At 72.1% G+C, this 16,529-nt stretch carries 18 protein-coding genes; 9 read left to right on the forward strand and 9 right to left on the reverse strand.

The genetic code is table 11. The features are described 5' to 3' along the window. Positions 1-23 precede the first annotated feature (23 nt). The 3 genes from AAD528_RS09375 to AAD528_RS09385 are packed head-to-tail and all read right to left on the reverse strand — an operon-like array spanning position 24 to position 4,092. Entirely contained in the window at positions 24-524 is a 501-nt protein-coding gene (locus AAD528_RS09375; RefSeq protein ID WP_345751808.1) for a hypothetical protein, read from the reverse strand. Next, positions 515-2,581: a primary-amine oxidase gene (locus AAD528_RS09380; RefSeq protein ID WP_345751809.1), complete on the reverse strand. Its 2,067-nt coding sequence runs from the start codon at positions 2,579-2,581 to the stop codon at positions 515-517. Before AAD528_RS09380 ends, AAD528_RS09375 begins: the two co-directional genes overlap by 10 nt. Before the next feature lie 20 nt (positions 2,582-2,601). Continuing rightward, positions 2,602-4,092 (reverse strand): APC family permease, encoded by a 1,491-nt coding sequence (locus tag AAD528_RS09385; protein ID WP_345751810.1) that lies wholly within the window; start codon positions 4,090-4,092, stop codon positions 2,602-2,604. A 230-nt stretch (positions 4,093-4,322) separates the two neighbouring features. Here AAD528_RS09385 and AAD528_RS09390 point away from each other — a divergent pair, with 230 nt between their 5' ends. After that, complete coding sequence (locus AAD528_RS09390) at positions 4,323-5,780, forward strand: APC family permease (RefSeq protein WP_345751811.1); 1,458 nt, start codon at positions 4,323-4,325, stop codon at positions 5,778-5,780. Continuing rightward, positions 5,777-6,496 (forward strand): helix-turn-helix domain-containing protein, encoded by a 720-nt coding sequence (locus AAD528_RS09395; RefSeq protein WP_345751812.1) that lies wholly within the window; start codon positions 5,777-5,779, stop codon positions 6,494-6,496. The genes AAD528_RS09390 and AAD528_RS09395 overlap by 4 nt, the downstream gene beginning before the upstream one ends. Positions 6,497-6,663: 167 nt before the next feature. Here AAD528_RS09395 and ald read toward each other — a convergent pair whose 3' ends face one another. After that, positions 6,664-7,764, reverse strand: a complete 1,101-nt coding sequence (ald, locus tag AAD528_RS09400) for an alanine dehydrogenase (protein WP_345751813.1) — start codon at positions 7,762-7,764, stop codon at positions 6,664-6,666. Positions 7,765-7,851: 87 nt separating this feature from the next. On the opposite strand from ald, the gene AAD528_RS09405 reads away from it, so the two are divergent. The 4 genes from AAD528_RS09405 (at position 7,852) to AAD528_RS09420 (ending at position 11,132) form a co-directional block, all read left to right on the forward strand. Continuing rightward, on the forward strand, positions 7,852-8,361 hold the full coding sequence (locus tag AAD528_RS09405) for an Lrp/AsnC family transcriptional regulator (protein ID WP_345751814.1): 510 nt from the start codon (positions 7,852-7,854) through the stop codon (positions 8,359-8,361). A 106-nt stretch (positions 8,362-8,467) separates the two neighbouring features. After that, positions 8,468-9,361, forward strand: coding sequence for a MetQ/NlpA family ABC transporter substrate-binding protein (locus tag AAD528_RS09410; protein WP_345751815.1), 894 nt, complete (start codon positions 8,468-8,470; stop codon positions 9,359-9,361). A 71-nt stretch (positions 9,362-9,432) separates the two neighbouring features. After that, on the forward strand, positions 9,433-10,464 hold the full coding sequence (locus AAD528_RS09415) for a methionine ABC transporter ATP-binding protein (RefSeq protein WP_345751816.1): 1,032 nt from the start codon (positions 9,433-9,435) through the stop codon (positions 10,462-10,464). Further along, positions 10,461-11,132: a methionine ABC transporter permease gene (locus AAD528_RS09420; protein WP_345751817.1), complete on the forward strand. Its 672-nt coding sequence runs from the start codon at positions 10,461-10,463 to the stop codon at positions 11,130-11,132. The genes AAD528_RS09415 and AAD528_RS09420 overlap by 4 nt, the downstream gene beginning before the upstream one ends. Positions 11,133-11,138: 6 nt before the next feature. Here the strand turns inward: AAD528_RS09420 and AAD528_RS09425 are convergent, their stop codons facing one another. Beyond that, positions 11,139-11,561 (reverse strand): VOC family protein, encoded by a 423-nt coding sequence (locus AAD528_RS09425; protein WP_345751818.1) that lies wholly within the window; start codon positions 11,559-11,561, stop codon positions 11,139-11,141. A gap of 133 nt (positions 11,562-11,694) precedes the next feature. Here AAD528_RS09425 and AAD528_RS09430 point away from each other — a divergent pair, with 133 nt between their 5' ends. Together AAD528_RS09430 and AAD528_RS09435 are read left to right on the forward strand one after the other, a co-directional pair. Next, entirely contained in the window at positions 11,695-11,889 is a 195-nt protein-coding gene (locus tag AAD528_RS09430; RefSeq protein ID WP_345751819.1) for a DUF5302 domain-containing protein, read from the forward strand. 95 nt (positions 11,890-11,984) lie between these two features. After that, positions 11,985-12,314, forward strand: coding sequence for a nuclear transport factor 2 family protein (locus tag AAD528_RS09435; RefSeq protein WP_345751820.1), 330 nt, complete (start codon positions 11,985-11,987; stop codon positions 12,312-12,314). 6 nt (positions 12,315-12,320) lie between these two features. On the opposite strand, the gene AAD528_RS09440 is transcribed toward AAD528_RS09435, so the two are convergent. The 3 genes from AAD528_RS09440 to AAD528_RS09450 all read right to left on the reverse strand — a co-directional run bounded on the left by AAD528_RS09440 (position 12,321) and on the right by AAD528_RS09450 (position 15,216). Continuing rightward, entirely contained in the window at positions 12,321-13,316 is a 996-nt protein-coding gene (locus AAD528_RS09440) for an RDD family protein (RefSeq protein WP_345751821.1), read from the reverse strand. A gap of 64 nt (positions 13,317-13,380) precedes the next feature. Continuing rightward, positions 13,381-14,823, reverse strand: coding sequence for an argininosuccinate synthase (gene argG / locus AAD528_RS09445; RefSeq protein ID WP_345751822.1), 1,443 nt, complete (start codon positions 14,821-14,823; stop codon positions 13,381-13,383). 42 nt (positions 14,824-14,865) lie between these two features. After that, positions 14,866-15,216: a hypothetical protein gene (locus AAD528_RS09450; RefSeq protein WP_345751823.1), complete on the reverse strand. Its 351-nt coding sequence runs from the start codon at positions 15,214-15,216 to the stop codon at positions 14,866-14,868. Between the two features lie 296 nt (positions 15,217-15,512). On the opposite strand from AAD528_RS09450, the gene AAD528_RS09455 reads away from it, so the two are divergent. Next, entirely contained in the window at positions 15,513-16,220 is a 708-nt protein-coding gene (locus AAD528_RS09455; RefSeq protein ID WP_345751824.1) for a ZIP family metal transporter, read from the forward strand. A 31-nt stretch (positions 16,221-16,251) separates the two neighbouring features. Here AAD528_RS09455 and AAD528_RS09460 read toward each other — a convergent pair whose 3' ends face one another. Further along, positions 16,252-16,521: a hypothetical protein gene (locus AAD528_RS09460; protein WP_345751825.1), complete on the reverse strand. Its 270-nt coding sequence runs from the start codon at positions 16,519-16,521 to the stop codon at positions 16,252-16,254. Between the last annotated feature and the right edge of the window lie 8 nt (positions 16,522-16,529).

Raw genomic sequence — 16,529 nt, forward strand, 5'->3', positions numbered from 1 at the left:
GGCAGACCCGATGACTGAGCGCGTCAGGCGAACACCATCGCGACGGTCATGACGGCCATGCTGATGCCCTCGGCGGCGTGGCGCGGGGTGAGGTCGCGGCGGCGGCGCAGCATCCACACCACCAGCGCCGCGACGTAGGCGAGCGCGAGAAGCGGCAGCGCGGCTGCCGAGGGCCCGTGCGCATGGCCCGCGCTCGCGGGCGCCCCTGCAGAATGGCCTGCGATCAGCGCCGCCATGACGACGATGCCCACCGGCCGGTGCCAGTCGAAGGCCTCGTGCGACGCGGCGTCCACGCGTCCGCGTCGCACCCGCCGCGCAGCGGCCCCGACGACGGCGATCCCGACGAGCGCGGCGGTCCACGCGATCGGCGAGCCGAGCGATCCGGCCGCCATCGCGATCATGGCGGCCAGCATCGCGGCCGCTCCCAGGATCGCCGTGCGCGACGCCCGGGGGCGGGTGGCGGCCGCACAGGCCACGCACACCGCCCCCGGGACGATCATCGCGAGCGACAGGATCAGTGGCACGTGCAGGCGCCCTGACCCGTGCTGCAGTGGGGGCAACCGCCGTGCGACGCAACGCCGTGGCCGGCCATCGCCTCCTCTCCGGAGCCGGAGCCGGAGCCGGAGCCGCTGGCGGGCGCCGCGCAGTGCGCCGACTGCGACAGCGGGGCGTTCAGCGCGGGGTTGCGGTCGAAGAACCCGACGGGCTTCAGCGTGAAGCCGGTCCGGTCGACCGGCATGACCGGCCAGTCCTCCACGCGCGGGAAGTGCGTCAGGCCGAACGTGTGCCACAGCACGACGTCCTCGCCGTCGAGCGGGCGATCCGCCGCGGCGTAGCCCGGCACGCCGGGCAGCGGGCCCGCGACGGGGCTCTGGTTCACGATCTCGCCGGAGGGCCACCGCTCGCCGTCCGCGTACTGCGTCACCCACAGGTGCCTGGTCGCGTACGCCGCGCGGTGCGCGATCGCGCTGGACGGGTCGGCCAGCAGCACCGGCTTGCCCTCGGGGTAGAGCGCGTAGCCGGTGGGCCGGCCCGTGCGGTTCACCGCCTCCGTGCTCGAGACGATCCAGTGCCGATCCACGAGGTTGTCGGCCATCCGCCCCGCCTCCGACTCGCGGCTCAGGCGCGTCCTGCGCTGCGCGAAGCCGTTGCCGATCGGGTTGTCCTCCTGGATCGGCACGCGCACCACGTCGACCTCGTCGACCGCGTTCGTGAAGCCGTCCACGGCCATGTCGAGCCGCGCCGAGAACAGGTGCTGGTGGATCGGCGCGCCGAGGCCCGGCGCCATCTCGGTCGCGTACGGGTAGCCCTCGCCGGGGTACGCCGAGGTGAACACGATGCCGGTCGCCTTGGCCTCGAGCTCGATCTGGCCGTCGAGGTACAGGTACCAGTAGAAGCCGTAGTCGTAGTTGCCGATCGTCACGAAGAACGAGATCACGAGGCGGCGGTTGCGGCGCGTCTCGTTCATCCCGTTGAACAGGTCGCTGTGCTTCCACAGCACCCCGAAGTCCTCCTCGTGCAGGCAGATCGCATTCGGGATCACGCGCGGCGCGCCCGCCTCATCGGCCACGACCGCGTCGAAGTAGGTGATCTCGCCGAGGCAGTCGCAGCCCAGCTCGAGCGAGTTCGTGTACCGGCCGAAGATGTACTCCGCCGAGTCGAAGTAGTTGATCCAGCTGCGCGCCGGCTGCGGATCGCCGTAGGGCACCACCATGTCGGCGACCGAGGCGCGGTGCACGATCGGGCGGATCCGATCCCCGTCCTTCCAGCCCAGCTGATGCAGGATGAGGCCCTCGCGCGGGTCGAATCCGTACCGGAACTGCCAGTCGCCCCACGTGATCAGGTTGCCGTCGACCGTGAAGCTCGCGCCCTCGGGCTGCGTGATCTCGATCGGCTTCATGTCCGTGCGCGCGACGCCGTCGCCGTGCGGCGCGGCGTCCCACTCGCTGCGCTCCGTCGGGACGGCGTACTCCTGGTAGTCCGTGACCGAGAAGACCTCTCCCGTGGTGAGATCGACGAGCGCGACGAGGCCGTCGATCGGGTGGCCCCACATCAGGTCCTTCTCGTCGTACTGCAGGAAGCCGAGCACGCGGCACATCCGGCGCTCGGCCTCGGCCGGCGCGCCGAAGTTGCCGGGCGAGAGCGGAGCGGCGCGGACCATGGCCGGGTCGATGCCGCGCTTGGCGAGCGCCGCGACCCACTCGGGGCTCGCGAGCAGCCAGCCCTCGATCTTCTCGAACTCCTCGTCGAGGATCGCCGGCTGGCCCTCGAGGGCCCTGTCGATCACGCGGTGGGCGACGACCTCGCCCGCCGTGAGGTCCACCGTGGCGACGGATCCCTCGCCGGCGGCGACGTCCAGCAGCACGGCGGTCGCCCGTCGGGTGATCGGATCGCCGGGAGCCCAGGCGAGCAGCTCCGCCTTCGGCGGCTCCTCGAACGTGACGTGCGCGAAGCGGGTGGTCTCGGTCACGAGTCCGGCGGCGACGAGGATCTCTCGGGTCGCGTCGATCTCCTCGGCCGTCAGCACCGCGAGCGGGTGGGCGGCGGCGGTCGTGACGGGGGTGGTGATGTCGATGGTCATGTCGTTCTCCTCGGGACGGTTCAGGAGCCGGCTTCGGCGATGGTGTCGAGCACGCGCGAGTACCTCTCGCCGCGGAAGCGCTTGAGGTACAGCGCCTGGCCGTAGCCGATCAGCGCGAACACGGGGACGGATCCGATCAGCAGCACGCTGACGATGCCGAACGTCGGGGCGCCCTCGGCGTCGACGTCGCCGACCAGCACCGGGAAGAAGGCGGCCACCGCCACGGCGCTGACCACCAGGCCGAGGAAGCCGAGCACCGGGGCGATGCGCGTCGCCCACACCCGTCCGGCGGTCTTCGTGCGCACGAAGTAGACGACCACGGCCACGGAGGTGATCGCCATCATCACGACGATCGCGAGGGTGGAGACCCCCGAGAACCAGGTGAACACCTGCAGCACCGGGTCGAGGCCCAGCACGGCGCAGATCCCGACCAGCACGGCGGCGGTGATCGTCTGCAGCAGGGACGAGCGGTACGGCGACTTCTGCGTGGGGTGCACCCAGGTCAGCTCGATCGGCAGGAGGCCGCCGTCGGCCATCGAGTGCTGGTAGCGCGTGAGGACGTTGTGGAACGAGAGCACGCACGCGAACATGCTCGTCACGAGCAGCACGTTGGTGATGACGTAGCCGACCGGGCCCAGGTACTGGCCCATGGTGAGGATCACGACGTTCGCGTAGTCGGCCGCGACGGTGTCGATCGCCTGTGACGGACCCCAGGCCATGACCAGCGCCCAGGAGGAGAGCGTGTAGAACAGGGCGACGCCGATGACCGCGACGTACGTGGCGCGCGGCACCGTGACATCCGGATCCTTCGCCTCCGAGCGGTAGATGGCCGTCGACTCGAAGCCGATGAACGCGGCGATCGCCATCATGAGGCCGATGCCCGGGGCGCCCGAGAAGACGTTCTCGGGCAGGAACGGCGTGGCCGACAGGCCCTCGGCGCCGCCGCTCGCGATCACCGCGACCACGAGCGCGAGCACGATCACCACCTCGCCGAGCAGCAGCACGCCCAGCACCTTGGCGCTCAGGTCGATGTGCACGTAGCCGAGCACGCCGACGATCGCCACGATCGCGAGCGTGTAGACCCACCATGGGATGGCGGGCAGGCCCATGCCCTCGAAGGTCACGGCGAGGATCGCGCCGATGTAGCCGTACACGCACAGCTGCACGGCCGTGTAGGTGAGCAGGGCGAGCCAGGCGCCGGCGACCCCGGTCGAGCGGCCGAGGCCGTGGCCGATGTACGTGAAGAACGCGCCGGGGCGGGGCACCGCGCGCGACATGGCCGAGAGGCCGATGGTGAACAGCAGCAGCACGACGCCGGCGACCGCGTACATCGCGGGGTAGCCGATGCCGTTGCCGAGCAGCACGCCGAGCGGCGCGCCGCCGCCGATCACGGTGAGCGGCGACGCGGCGGCGACCACCATCAGCACGATGGCGCCGACGCCGAGGCTGCCGGACAGGGAGCGCTCGCGGACCGGCACGGCCGGTGCGGCGTTCACGGGGGTGGATGTCATGGGATCCTCCGGGACGGGTGGGGTGGAGCATCGGATGACGACACTGTCGCGCGCCGCGATTGCCCCGCCGTTGCCCCGTCGTGACGAGTGCCGCATCCGCTGTGAGACGGCCCTGTCTCATTTGCCGCGCACGCCACGACACACGCCCGACACACGCCGGCGATAGCGTCGGCCGAAGATCTCGGGAGGACGGATCGGATCCCGATCCGGATGCACGGAAGGAGCTCGACATGCGCGCACGCGCCATCGGGGCCGCCTCGCCCGTGCACGGCCTGGCCCGGCGCTCGGTCGGCTTCTTCGACGTGCTCGGGCAGTCGGTCGCGGCGCTGGCGCCCTCGGCGGCGGCCACGACGATCCCGATGCTGACGTTCGCGGTGGCCGGCGGCGGATCCGCGGTCGCGGTCGTGATCACGGCGGTGATCGCCCTGGGCGTGGCCGCGAGCGTGAACGTCTTCGCGAAGCGCGTCGCCGCCGCGGGATCGATCTACACGTTCGTCTCGCTCGGACTCGGTCCGCGCGGGTCGCTCGTGTCGGGCGCGGCGATGCTGCTCGGCTACGGGCTGATCGCGGTGTTCGAGCTGTTCGCCGCCGCGCACTTCGTCGGGCACGCGCTCGGCGACGGTCCGGTGATCCCGCTGATCCTGGGCGTGCTGCTCGGAGCTGCCCTGCTCGCGGTGCTGCTCGGCGGCATCCGGCTGTCGACCCGGCTGATGCTGCTGGTCGAGGTCGTCACGCTCGCGACCCTGGTGGTGGTGGTCGCGGTGCTGCTCACGGTGCTGCCGTTCGAGCCCGCCGACCTGCTGCCACGGCCGGTCGGCCTCGACCGCATCGTGCTCGGCGTCGTCGTGACGATGAGCGCCTTCGTCGGCTTCGAGAGCGCCGCCGCGCTGGGCGTGGAGGCCAAGCGGCCGTTCGCGACGATCCCGCGCGTGCTGCTGTGGACGGTCGCCGGGTCGGGGGCGGTGTTCGTCTTCGTCGCGGTCGCCGGTCTGGTCGCGGCGGGAGCGCTGGGCTTCGATCAGATCTCCGGCGACCTGCCGTTCGACGCGGTCGCCGAGCTCTACGGCGCGGGTTGGGCGGCCACGGTGCTCGACCTGCTGGTGGGCTTCTCGTTCTTCGCCGCCGCGGTGGCCGCCACCACGGCGTTCGTGCGGCTGCTGTTCTCGCTGTCCCGGGAGGGGATGCTGCCCCGCGCGCTCGGCCGCACCAGCCGCCGCACCGGCGTGCCCGTGATCGCGACGCTCGCGTGCGTGCCGCTCGTCCTGGCGCCGCTGATCCTGCGCGCGGCCGGCATGGATCTGCGCGGCGCGATGGACACGATCGTGGTCGCCGCGGTGGCGGCGTTCGTGCTCGGGTACGTGCTGGTGTGCGCGGCGGTGTGGCCGTTCCTGCGTCGCATCGGCGAGCCCGCCGTGTGGCCGATCGCGCGCGCGGTGGTGGCGGCCGTGGTTCTGGGCGCGAGCCTCGTGGCGTTCCTCGCGATCGCGGCGGTGTCGGGCCAGGCGGGCGGCGTGATCCTGTACGCGGTCGCGCTGGCCGCGGCGGTGGCGGCGCTCGCGCTGATGCGGATCCGTCCGGGCGGCGGGCGCCGCGGCGTCGCGCGCGACGTGCCGCTCGCGTCCGACGTGCTGGGCGGCGCGCGCGTGCTGGCGGCCGCCGCGGCGCCGGGAGAGGGCGAGCGGCCGTGAGCGAGTGGGACCTCCACCCGAAGCAGCCGCGCGCGATCCACTCGGCGCTCGTGGTGCTGGAGGAGGTCGCCACGGCCGGGCCCGGCGTGACGGTGCGCGAGCTCGTGGAGCGCCTCTCGCTGCCGCGCGCGACGGTGTACCGCCTCGTGAACCTCCTGGTCGAGGACGAGTACCTCGTGCGCCTGGCCGACATCTCCGGCCTCGCGCTGGGGCGGCGCGTGTCGCGGCTGCTGGGCGCGGCCGGCGCGTCGCATCCGGCCCCGGCGGGCGGTCTCACCCTCGTGCGCCCGCCGCGCGCCGCGCGGGACCTGCTCGCGCGGCTGCGCGCAGCCGATCCGCGGGTCGCCGTGCACGTGCTCGTGTACGACGCGGGGGTGCCCGTGCCGTTCGACGTCGACCCGGCGCTGCCGCTGGCGGATCCGGATGCGCTCGCGGTCGTGCTCGACCGCTCCGCCGCGGGACGGCTGCTGCTCGCGGAGCGCGCGGAGGACGGATCCGGGGCGCCGGACTCCGGCATGCCCGGTTCCAGAATGGCCGTGCAGTCGGATCTGCTCGCCGCCGGACGGGCGTGCGCCGCGGTGCCGGTGCGCGCCGAGTCGGGTGCGCTCGTGGCGGCGCTGTGCGCCGCCGGGCCGAGCGACCGCATGGACCTCGTGCTCGCGGCCGCCCAGCGCAACGCCGCGGCATCCGACGAGCTCGCGGCGCTGCTGGCCTGAGGGGGCGGCTTCGGCTCGCCCCGCCCGCTCAGGCCGTCTCGGCTCGGCTCCGCCTCGCTCGGCGCCAGGATCCCGGAGAACACCAGGATGGCGGACTCCGCCGCGGGAGATCGTCCGGAGAACTGGTGAACTCCGGGATCCTGGTGGCCCCGATGGCCGAGCGGGCCTCAGTTCGCGAGGGCGAAGTTGGCGAACGCCGCCTTGACACCCTCGTTCACGATCTCGCCGCCGCGCACGTTGAGCCCCTTGGCGAGGGCCGGATCCGCGGCGGCGGCCGCGTCCCAGCCGTGGTCGGCGATCCGTGCGATGTACGGCAGCGTCGCGTTCGTCAGCGCGCGTGTCGACGTCTCGGGCACGGCGCCGGGCATGTTGGCGACGCAGTAGTACAGCGACCCGTGCACCGCGAAGGTCGGGTCGTCGTGCGTCGTCGCGTGCGAGCCCTCGAAGCAGCCGCCCTGGTCGATCGCGATGTCGACGAGCACCGAGCCGGGCTTCATGTCCGCGACCATGTCGAGGGTCACGAGCTTGGGGGCCGCGGCTCCCGGGATCAGCACGGATCCGATCACGAGGTCGGCGTCCGCGAGCGCCTCGGCCACGGCGTAGCGGGTGGAGGCGCGGGTCTGCAGCGCGCCGCCGTAGCGGTGCTCGAGCTCGCGCAGGCGAGGGAGTGACACGTCCAGCACGGTCACCTGGGCGCCGAGGCCCAGCGCGTTGGCCGCGGCGTGCTCGCCCGCGACGCCGCCGCCGATCACGACGACCTTGCCGCGCGGCGTGCCGGCGATGCCGCCCAGCAGCGTGCCGCGCCCGCCCTCGCCGCGCATCAGCGTGTGCGCGCCGACGGCGATCGACAGGCGCCCGGCGACCTCGCTCATCGGCACGAGCAGCGGCAGGGAGCGGTCCGGCAGCTGGACGGTCTCGTACGCGACGGCGGTCGTGCCGGCGTCCACCAGGGCGCGGGTGAGCGGGGCGTCGGCCGCGAGGTGCAGGTACGTGAACAGGGTCAGGTCGGGCCGCAGGTGGCCGTACTCCGAGGCGATGGGCTCCTTGACCTTCACGAGCAGCTCGGCCTCGCGCCACACGTCGGCCGCCTCCGCGACGATCCGCGCGCCCGCGTGGGCGTAGTCGTCGTCCGTGATGCGGGATCCGAGCCCCGCGCCCGACTGCACGAGCACGTCGTGGCCGCGGGCGACGAGCGCGTCCACGCCGGCCGGCGTGATGGCGACGCGGTGCTCGTTGTTCTTGATCTCCGTGGGGATGCCGATGCGCATGCCGACAGGATCGCAGTTCCTTCGTTTCCAACGCGTTGCATGCGAAGATCGTTCGGAAGATCATCCCGATTGCGGAAGGCGAGGGGCATGGCGAGGCCTGGATCCGGTTCCGAGACGAAGAATCCACGGCCCGGCGAACTCGACGAGCTGGACGAGCGGATCGTCGGGATCCTGGCGCAGGACGGCCGCATCACGAACGCCGACCTGGCGGCGGCGCTGGACGTGGCGCCGTCGACCGCGCACGCGCGGACGCGCTCGCTGGTGGAGCGCGGCGTCATCCGGGGATTCCACGCCAGCGTCGATCACAACCGGCTCGGCCGTGGGCTGCAGGCCATCGTGGGCGTGACGCTGCGCCCCGGATCGCGACACGACAGCATCGTGCAGTTCGCCGACGAGGTGCGTCGGCTGCCGGAGGTGCTGCAGATGTTCTTCGTCGGCGGCACCGACGACTTCCTCGTCCACATCGCGGTCGAGGGGTCCAGCGACGTGCGCCGGTTCGTCGTCGAGCACCTGTCGGCGCAGCAGTCGGTGGCCTCGACGCGCACGAGCATCATCTTCGAGTACCACCGCAACGCGGTCGCGGCGCCGTTCCGGTGATCCGCCGGGGCGCGCGGCGTCGTGTTGCGCCGTGTGTCGGACCGGATTCGCGGCTCGCGCGCCCGTGCCTAGCGTGGAGGGACAGCACCCCAGAAGGAGCCCCGCCATGTCCCGCACCACCCGTCTCATCGCGCCCCTCGCCGCTCTCAGCCTGCTCGCCCTCGCCGGGTGCGCGTCCGGATCCGGAGGCGCCGCGGAGGCCGAACTCGGCAGCGAGGGCAACCCGGTCAGGCTCGGCGTCGTCGGCGCGAGCGACCCCTACTGGGAGACGTACGAGGAGGCCGTCGAGGCCGAGGGCATCTCGCTCGAGATCGAGGACTTCACCGAGTACACGCAGCCCAACCCCGCGCTGAGCGAGGGCGAGCTCGACATCAACCAGTTCCAGCACATCCAGTACCTCGCCGACTACAACGTCTCGGCCGGCGACGACCTGCAGCCCATCGGCGCCACCGCGATCTACCCGCTCGGCCTGTACTCGGACAAGTACGAGACCCCCGAGGACATCCCCGACGGCGAGACCGTGGTCGTGCCCAACGACACCGTCAACCAGGCGCGCGGCCTGCTCGTGCTGCAGGCCGCCGGTCTGATCGAGCTGAAGGACGGCGGATCGTCCTTCTCGACGCTCGAGGACGTGCTCGACGGATCGCGCGTGAAGGTGGACGCGGCCGACGCGGCGCTGACCGTCACGTCGCTGCCGGACGTCGCGGCGGCCATCGTCAACAACGACTTCCTCGGCAACGCGGGGCTGACGGCCGAGGACGCCATCGCCGCCGACGACCCGTCCGACCCCACCGCCGCGCCGTACATCAACATCTTCGCGGTGCGGAAGGCCGACGTGGACTCCGAGGTGCTGAACAAGCTCGTCGAGATCTACCAGTCGAACCAGGACGTGCTCGACGGGGTGCAGGAGACCGCGGGCGGCACGGCGGTGTTCGCCACGACGCCGGCCGCCGACCTGCAGGCCGCGCTGACCGACGTCGAGGACGGCATCCAGAAGTGACGCGCGAGGGCGCGGGCGTCTTCACGCCGCGCCCTCCGTCGCCTCCCCGCCCCGCGAGCCTTCGAGGAGCCATGCCCCACATCCGCATCGCCGACGTCACCAAGACGTACCCGCCGCAGCGCCGCCATGGTGATCCCGTGGTCGCCGTCGACTCCGTCACGCTCGACATCGAGCGCGGCGACGTCTTCGGCGTGATCGGGTACTCGGGAGCCGGCAAGTCGACGCTCGTGCGCCTGATCAACGGGCTGGAGCCGGTGACGGCCGGATCGATCGAGGTCGACGGCGTGGACGTCGTCGCCCTCCCCGAGCGACGGCTGCGCGAGGTCCGGCAGGGCATCGGCATGATCTTCCAGCGGTTCAACCTGCTCCGCTCGCGCACGATCCGCGGCAACGTCGCGTACCCCCTGGAGGTCGCGGGCGTGCCGCGCGCCCGGCGCGCGGCGCGCGTGACCGAGCTGCTCGACTTCGTGGGGCTCGCCGACAAGGCGGACGCGTATCCCGAGCAGCTCTCGGGCGGCCAGCAGCAGCGCGTGGGCATCGCGCGCGCTCTCGCCGCCGAGCCCGCGATCCTGCTCGCCGACGAGGCGACCAGCGCGCTCGATCCGGAGACGACCGACGAGGTGCTGGATCTGCTGGCGCGCGTGAACCGCGAACTCGGCGTCACGATCGTGGTCATCACGCACGAGATGGACGTGATCGCGCGGATCGCGAACAAGGTCGCGGTGATGGAGCGCGGACGCGTCGTCGAGCAGGGGCCCACGTACGACGTCTTCACGCGCCCGAAGACGGACACGGCGAAGCGGTTCGTGCGCACGGTCGTGCGCGCGCTGCCCGAGGGCGACGCCCTCGCGGCACTGCGTGCGCAGCACGAGGGCCGCTTCTTCACGATCTCGTTCACCGACGAGGGCGCATCCGAGGCGCGCGTCTTCGGCGCCCTCGCCCGCGCCGGCGTGGACTTCAACCTCGTGCACGGGGGCATCGACGACATCCAGGGCCGCGTGTACGGCCTGCTCACGATCGCCGTGCGCGGCGGGGAGTCGGCCGTCCGGGACGCCCTCGCGGGCGTCGGCGCGGGCGTGACGATCACGGAGGTGGCGGCATGAACGACCTCCTCGCGGAGATCGCCGACCTCCTGCCTGAGCTGCTCGAGCAGACCGGCACGACCCTGTGGCTCGTGGCCGCATCGCTCGTGTTCGGCGGCATCGGCGGCCTGATCGTCGGCACCGCCATCACGGTCACCCGCAAGGGCGCGATCCTGGCCCAGCCGATCGTCTACTGGGTGCTCAACGCGCTCGTGAACACCTTCCGGCCGATTCCGTTCATCATCTTCCTCGTCGCGATGCAGCCGATCGCGCGCGTCCTGATCGGCACCGGCTTCGGCAACGAGATGATCATCTTCTCGATCTCGGCGGCGGCCACCTTCGGCATCGCCAGGATCGTCGAGCAGAATCTGGTCACGGTCGATCCGGGCGTGATCGAGGCCGCGCGATCGACGGGCGCCAGCCCGTGGCGGATCATCCGCACCGTCATCCTCGCGGAGGGCCTCGGGCCCGTGATCCTCGGCTACACGTTCGCGACCATCGCCATCATCGACATGTCCGCCGTGGCCGGCCTCGTCGGGGGCGACGGCCTCGGCAACTACGCGCTGTCGTACGGCTTCCGGCAGTTCAATCCGGTCGTCACGTGGTCGGCGCTGGTCATCATCATCGTGATCACCCAGCTCGTGCAGGGCCTCGGCAACTGGCTGGCCCGCCGCATCCTGCGCCGCTGAGCGTCCTCAGCCCTGCTCGCCGGCGGAGGCGTTGAGCATCCAGAACACGCCGTAGCGGTCGGTGAGCATGCCGAACGAGTCGCCCCACGGCGCCTGCGCGTACGGCTCGACCACGGCGCCGCCCTCGGCGAGCTTGTCGAACACCGCGCCGAGTTCGGGGCCGTCATCCCCGAACAGCGTGACCGTGACGCGCTGCCCCTCGCTGTAGTCCATGCCGGTCGGGGTGTCCGACGCCATGAGAGCGAAGCCGTTCGCGAGATCGAGCTGGCCGTGCATGACCTTGTCGCGGTCGGACTCGGGAAGCTCGGGATTCGGCATGTCGCCCATCTTCATGACGGAGACCTCGCCGCCCAGCACCGACCTGTAGAACTCCAGTGCCTCCGCCGCGCCGTCGCGGAAGGAGATGTACGGAGCGACCTTGTAGCCCATCGGGATTCCTCTCGTCGCCGGGTCCACAGATGCTGTGCCCGGATCCACGACGAGGATCCCATCCGCCGCCGACATCCGGTAGGCCGCCGGATGAACGGATCGCGCGGCGACGGACGCGCCTACACTGGAGCGCATGGCTGAGGAATCGAAGAACTCCGCGAGCGACGAGGCGAAGGCGAAGTTCCGCGAGGCGCTCGAGCGGAAGAATGCACGTAACGCCGCCAATGGCGGGGGGCCCGGCACGGGCGGCCCGCACGGCAGCGGCGCGATCCACGGCACGCACGGCGCCGCCGGAGGCAAGCGCGAGTTCCGGCGCAAGTCGGGCTGAGCCGCCCGGCACACGGGAACCGGGGATCGCGGGGCCCTGGATCCGGTGCGGTGCGATGGCTAGCGTCGGGACACACGCGCGCATCGGGAGGATCCATGACCGACGTCGCACTGCCCGCGCCGATCCAGGAGTTCGTCGACGCCACGAACGCGGGCGACGACGCCCGGTTCGCCGCCGTCTTCACGGATGACGCCTACCTGAGCGACTGGAGTCGCGAGTTCCGCGGGCCCGAGGGCGCGGCCGAGTGGAACCGCACCGACAACATCGGCGTGCAGGCGCACTTCGACGTCGTGGACTACGCGTCGGGCGACGACGACGGCGAGCACGTGGTGACGCTCGCGGTGCGCAGCAACCGCTTCAACGGCACGGGTCCGCTGAAGTTCCGGCTGCGGGACGGCCGGATCTCGCGCCTCGTGATCGAGTGACCGCGATCAGTCGGTGCCGGCGTCGACTCGCGGCAGCGTGCACAGCACGTCCTGCGTGCCGGACGAATCGAGGCGCGTGACCTGAAGCGGGCCGGCGATCGCGGCGTCATCGAGGCCCGTCAGATGGATCGTCGCCCACGGCTCGGCCGACATCCGGTCGTACTCGGTCGTGACATCGCCCGCCGTCGCGGACCCCGCGTCGCCGTCGAACCATGCGTTCCACACCCGTTCGCCGACGCCGAGGTCGATGCCCTGCGTGCCCGGGGCGAACCCCCGCAGGTCGATGTCGACGCTCCAGGTGGTGGGGGCGTCGCGGCGGATGAATCCCCGCGAGCTCCATCGAGCCTCGCGCCCGTACGAGGCCGTCACGCGCGTGCCGTCGGGCGCCGTGCACGACGCATCCGTCGCGACCGCGGTGCTGCTCGCGCCGCCGCCGGAGACGAACGACAGCGCCCCGGCCGCGAGCCCGGCCACGAGTGCGGCGATGCGCCACGGGCCGAAGCGACGGGGTGTCGCATGCACGACGACCGTGCAGAGCAGGGAGTCGGCGAACGTCTGCCGACGAGCGTGCCACAGCGGCCGCAGGTAGCCGACGAACAGGATCGCGTCGAGGAAGTGCGCGAACCAGCGCACGACCGTCCGGAGGATGCCGACGGGACGCCCGCCGGTCTCGCCGACCACGCGGATGCCGAGCGCGGCCTTGCCGGGCGTCGCGCCCGTGTAGGCCTGCAGGCACACCATGCCCGAATACAGGATCGCGAGCGCCCACCACTGCAGGGTCCCCGCGTCCGGCCAGGTCAGACCGTTCGTGGTCGGCGCCCAGCCCGGCGCGGGGGAGAGGATCGGAACGTCACCCGCGATGAGCCACGTGGCGAAGGACACGATGGCGAGGTCGAGGAGCATGGCCACGAAGCGCACGCCCCAGCCCGCGTACTCGGGCGCCGTCCGCGGTGCGGTCGCGTCCGCCCACGCGGGCTGGGCGGGGGGAAGGCCGACGGTCACCCCTGCATCGTGGCAGACCGGAGCCCCGCAGGGCGAGGATCGGTCCCTGGAGGATCGGCGAGGGTCAGTCGGTGCCGGAGTCGAAGGCGGCCGACTCGTTGGCCGCCTCGATCGCGGACGCGCTCTCCTCCTCGCCGAGGCCCGCGGGCTCGGCGGACTGGGTGATGTCGTTCGCGCCGCCCCGCTCGAGCGCGCCGACCAGCTCGGCCGTCGGGCCGCCGATCAGGCCCAGGCCCGCGTACTGCTCGAGGCGCGTGCGCGAGTCGGCGATGTCGAGGTTGCGCATCGTGAGCTGGCCGATCCGGTCGGTCGGGCCGAACGCGGCATCTCCGACGCGCTCCATCGAGAGCTTCTCGGCCGCGTACGACAGCGCGGGGCCCGACGTGTCGAGGATCGTGTAGTCCTCGCCGCGGCGCAGGCGCAGCGTGACCGAGCCCGAGATCGCGGATCCGACCCACTTCTGGATCGACTCGCGCAGCATGAACGACTGCGGCTCGAGCCAGCGGCCCTCGTACATCAGGCGGCCGAGGCGGCGGCCCTGCTCGTGGTACGTGGCGAGGGTGTCCTCGTTCAGGATGCCGTTCACGAGGCGCTCGTACGCGATGAACAGCAGCGCCATGCCCGGGGCCTCGTAGATGCCGCGCGACTTCGCCTCGATGATGCGGTTCTCGATCTGGTCGCTCATGCCGAGACCGTGGCGTCCGCCGATCCGGTTCGCCTCGAAGACGAGCTCGACGGCATCCGCGTACTCGACGCCGTTCAGCGCGACGGGGCGGCCGCCCTCGAACGTGATCGTGACGTCTTCGGGGGCGATCTCGACCGACGGGTCCCAGAACCGCACGCCCATGATCGGCTCGACGGTCTCGAGCGACACGTTCAGCTCCTCGAGCGTCTTGGCCTCGTGCGTCGCGCCCCAGATGTTCGCGTCGGTCGAGTACGCCTTCTCGGCCGAGTCCCGGTACGGGAAGTCGTGCGCGACGAGCCACTCGCTCATCTCCTTGCGCCCGCCGAGCTCGGCGACGAAGGTCGCGTCGAGCCAGGGCTTGTAGATGCGCAGGCGGGGGTTGGCGAGCAGGCCGTAGCGGTAGAACCGCTCGATGTCGTTGCCCTTGTAGGTCGAGCCGTCGCCCCAGATCTCGACGCCGTCCTCCTTCATGGCGCGCACGAGCAGCGTGCCCGTGACGGCGCGGCCGAGCGGCGTGGTGTTGAAGTAGGTGCGTCCGCCGGAGCGGATGTGGAACGCGCCGCACGCGAGAGCGCCGAAGCCCTCCTCGACGAGCATCGGCTTGCAGTCGATCAGGCGGGCGGCCTCGGCGCCGTAGTTCAGCGCACGCCCGGGGATCGACTCGATGTCGTCCTCGTCGGGCTGGCCGAGATCGCCCGTGTACGTGAACGGGATCGCGCCCTTGTCGCGCATCCACGCCACGGCGACGGAGGTGTCGAGACCCCCGGAGAAGGCGATGCCGACGCGCTCGCCGACGGGCAGGGACTCGAGGACCTTCGACATGCGTTCAATCCTACGTGGCGGGGCCTGACCGGCCCGTCCGCGTCAGGACTCGGCCGTCAGCGTGAGAAGGCGCGAGCGGATGGCCGACTCCTGGCGGCCGAGCACGCCCGCGATCTCGTACGCCGTGCGGCCCTCGTCGTCGAGCTGCAGCAGGCGCTCGTCCTCGGCGTCGTCCCAGCGCTCGTACGCGCGCGGATGGTGCCGGCGGATGCCCGCCATCACGTCGGCGGGATCCGGGCGGTGGGCGGCCAGCCGGACGCCGCCCATCCGGTCGAGCGCGTGGCGGGCGATCTCGGCCTCGCCCCTCCAGAACACGGCTTCGCCGGCGTCGAAGCTGATCAGATCGGCGGCGACCTCGGCGGCGGCGCCTTCGCGGAACAGAACACGGACCATGTCGCATCCTCCATTCACGGGGGATCCGATCACGGATCCCCGCGATGCCGCGGAGCCGGCGGTCCGGCCCCGTCGACGAGGTCATCATGACACGCCTTCTCTTCAGAAGCGGTCGCACGCGCTCGGGCGACGCTTCGCGCCGCCGCTCGGCGAGCGAGCGCTGTCGCTGCGCTCCATCGCGGGCGCGCGCTTCGCGCCCGCGTCCGGCCGCTTCGCGGCACGCTCGCATTGCTCGCACAGGGGTGCAGCTCGTGTCGGAGTGTGAGACCGCGCGGGGGGCGTGAGAGTGTGGCGCCGTGCTCGAGAGCGTGCTGTGGGGAGTGGTCGGCGCGGTGCCGCTCGTGATCGGCGCGGTGCTTGCGGGGCTCCGGACCTGGCCGGACCGGCTGGTCGGGATCGTGCTGGGCTTCGGCGCCGGCGCGCTGATCGCGAGCATCGCGTTCGAGCTCTGGGAGGAGGGGCTCGCGCAGGGCGGACCGCTTCCGCTGGCCGTCGGGGTCGCGCTGGGCGCCGCGGTCTACTTCACGGCCGACCGGCTGGTCGAGCGCTGGGCGAGGCGTGCGGGCGGTGGCGCGGCCGCGGGCGTGCCGCTCGCCCTGGGGGCGCTGCTGGACGGCATCCCGGAGCAGCTCGTTCTGGGCTTCGGTCTCGCCGACGGTGCGGGGGTCAGCGTCGCCCTCGTCGTCGCGATCTTCGTCTCGAACCTGCCGGAGTCGGTCGGATCGTCCGCCGACCTGATCGAGGGAGGCGTCCGGCGCCCGGCCGTGCTCGGGATCTGGTCGGTCGTCGCGGCGCTCTGCGCGCTCGCCACGGTGGCGGGCTGGGCGCTGGCCGACGTCGCGACGGTCGCCGTGCGGACCAGCCTCAACGGCTTCGCGGCGGGCGCGCTGCTCGTGATGATGGTCGACTCGATGATCCCCGAGGCGCAGAGGCGCGCGAAGGATCTGGCGGGCATCGCCACGGTCCTGGGGTTCGCGCTCGCCGCGGGCCTCGCCACGCTCTGAGGCGGACGCTTCGCGTCCGCGGTGGCGCGGGCTACCAGACGATGCCGCCGCCGGCGGAGATGCCGCCCCACGTGAGCAGGATGAAGATGCCCGCGAACACGACGGGAGCGATGCCCCGGCCCTGGCGGCTCAGGCCCTTGAGCAGCGCGATGACGGTGAAGACCGCCGCGACGATCGACAGACCGCCGCCGAGGATGAGGCCGATGAAGAGCGGGATCGGCATGAGGACGAGACCGGCGAGGGCGAGCCAGAAGGCCACCCAGGCGGTGCGGTTCGTGGGGCGCGGAAGGTGCGAGGTCATGCGTCCAT

Source organism: Microbacterium rhizophilum (assembly GCF_039605615.1).
In the GTDB taxonomy this organism is placed as follows: domain Bacteria; phylum Actinomycetota; class Actinomycetes; order Actinomycetales; family Microbacteriaceae; genus Microbacterium; species Microbacterium rhizophilus.

Excerpts from the sequence above, each read along its gene's own strand:
- AAD528_RS09380 (WP_345751809.1), bottom strand. The coding sequence starts at position 2,581 with ATGACCATCGACATCACCACCCCCGTCACGACCGCCGCCGCCCACCCG.
- AAD528_RS09385 (WP_345751810.1), bottom strand. The coding sequence starts at position 4,092 with ATGACATCCACCCCCGTGAACGCCGCACCGGCCGTGCCGGTCCGCGAG.
- AAD528_RS09390 (WP_345751811.1), top strand. The coding sequence starts at position 4,323 with ATGCGCGCACGCGCCATCGGGGCCGCCTCGCCCGTGCACGGCCTGGCC.
- ald (WP_345751813.1), bottom strand. The coding sequence starts at position 7,764 with ATGCGCATCGGCATCCCCACGGAGATCAAGAACAACGAGCACCGCGTC.
- AAD528_RS09405 (WP_345751814.1), top strand. The coding sequence starts at position 7,852 with ATGGCGAGGCCTGGATCCGGTTCCGAGACGAAGAATCCACGGCCCGGC.
- AAD528_RS09410 (WP_345751815.1), top strand. The coding sequence starts at position 8,468 with ATGTCCCGCACCACCCGTCTCATCGCGCCCCTCGCCGCTCTCAGCCTG.
- AAD528_RS09415 (WP_345751816.1), top strand. The coding sequence starts at position 9,433 with ATGCCCCACATCCGCATCGCCGACGTCACCAAGACGTACCCGCCGCAG.
- AAD528_RS09420 (WP_345751817.1), top strand. The coding sequence starts at position 10,461 with ATGAACGACCTCCTCGCGGAGATCGCCGACCTCCTGCCTGAGCTGCTC.
- AAD528_RS09425 (WP_345751818.1), bottom strand. The coding sequence starts at position 11,561 with ATGGGCTACAAGGTCGCTCCGTACATCTCCTTCCGCGACGGCGCGGCG.
- AAD528_RS09430 (WP_345751819.1), top strand. The coding sequence starts at position 11,695 with ATGGCTGAGGAATCGAAGAACTCCGCGAGCGACGAGGCGAAGGCGAAG.
- AAD528_RS09435 (WP_345751820.1), top strand. The coding sequence starts at position 11,985 with ATGACCGACGTCGCACTGCCCGCGCCGATCCAGGAGTTCGTCGACGCC.
- argG (WP_345751822.1), bottom strand. The coding sequence starts at position 14,823 with ATGTCGAAGGTCCTCGAGTCCCTGCCCGTCGGCGAGCGCGTCGGCATC.
- AAD528_RS09450 (WP_345751823.1), bottom strand. The coding sequence starts at position 15,216 with ATGGTCCGTGTTCTGTTCCGCGAAGGCGCCGCCGCCGAGGTCGCCGCC.
- AAD528_RS09460 (WP_345751825.1), bottom strand. The coding sequence starts at position 16,521 with ATGACCTCGCACCTTCCGCGCCCCACGAACCGCACCGCCTGGGTGGCC.